General features: G+C 43.1%; 1 protein-coding gene. It reads right to left on the bottom strand.

What is annotated here, in order from left to right; genetic code table 11:
• Positions 1-104: 104 nt before the first annotated feature.
• On the bottom strand, positions 105-1,452 hold a 1,348-nt coding region (locus JGK22_RS33050; protein ID WP_293314563.1), incomplete at its 5' end, for a site-specific integrase.

The following is a 1,452-nucleotide window of genomic DNA, read 5'->3' as shown; positions in this document are numbered from 1 at the left end:
GTTGTATTAAAGTAGGCTCCTAAAGTAGGGCCTTACTTTGTAAAATGACAGTAGGTACAGGAAAATAGTCAAAAAAATACCCCCTGATTAAAGGGGGTAGGGGGTTACATTGCCTCAACTATCTGTATTGATTCGCTTACCCCAAGGTAATGCCTCAGTATCACGTCTACGCTATTACCGCAGGCGGTGGCTATATGTAATAGCGCGTTGTTATTGTGGGCATTAGCGTGAGCAGTAAGGGTGATGTAGGTATGGCGAGTGTGATATTGCGGTAAGTACCCTCCTATGACGCCTTCCTCAACTAACTGAGTGACTACACCGGGGTAGTAGTAAGTTTTTTCTGTACCATCAGCTAGGGCTCTAGTTTTTTTGAATCCCCGCCATGCCTCTTGTAGAGAGGTGATTGGAATGTATTTACCTTTTTTGTTCGGAAAGCAAAGATTGCTTAAGCTCTCGCCTTTTAGTTGGATCAGCAACTCTCTCAATCGAGAATTGTCACTGAAATAGAATAGTCTTGCCTCGCCCGTTTTGGTCTCTTTTATTTTGTGGGTGGAAGCACCTAATGATTTATTAAAACGAATTAGATTTCTTTCAAAATCTATATCATGCCAACAGAGGGCTAACGCTTCTGATGTGCGACATCCTGTTAGAAAATAGAATTCGATCAAGGCTGCAAAATGAGACTTGTTAGACCCATAAAAAGCCTTGATAATGATGTCGCACTCTATCTTGGTAAATGCGCGTCTATCCTCTTCTAGCGCTTTTTCGTCCGTCACCTCGTGCCATTGTTTCTCTTCCCCATTTACTATTTTGGATGCGTACTTTTGCTGAGTTGTGATAGCAGGTGCGCTGAATTTATCGCTGACAAAAGGGTTTTCGGTTGTGGGATTGACTAGCATACCTTTTGATTTGCAATACTCGAAAGCTAGTCGCAACTCATTGATAAAGTAAGTCTTTCTGTTTATTGTGGTATTTGTGATTGCAAACATCACATTCTGTCCATCGCTTAAGCGTATGTCGCTAATACTCTGGTCGGATTGGACGTGTTGCTTAGTTTGGTTGTTCCATATTTTACCGTAAATAATGTTTGAAAACTGTGTCTGGAAAGTTACTTTAAACGTAGTCTCTTCAATGGTTGTTTCTTTCCACTGAAGGTACGCTTCCCACATCTCGCCTACGGTAATCTCGGGTGTTGTAGCCTGTGCACCTGGCATCTGAAGTACATCAGCTAGCTTGGCATATTTGCCCCCGCCTATACCATATTTAGCAAGGGTAGGGTCAAATAGTTTTTCCCATTCAGGATGGTCTAAATCAGCCTCCATTGCGATGGCAATTTGAGTAGCACGCTTCCAATCCTCAGGGTTGTCTTTGTAACCGTGTCGCCCTAGTGGCAGATACTTGGGTTTACCTTTTAGTGGCTTGCCGTCTAACGCTTCCCATAGCGGACTGTGC

Origin of the sequence: Microcoleus sp. PH2017_08_TRC_O_A (assembly GCF_020738665.1) — a bacterium.
Taxonomy (GTDB): domain Bacteria; phylum Cyanobacteriota; class Cyanobacteriia; order Cyanobacteriales; family Microcoleaceae; genus Microcoleus.
Note: the sequence above shows the minus strand (reverse complement) of the source record. Positions and strands in the feature narration are given on the sequence as shown.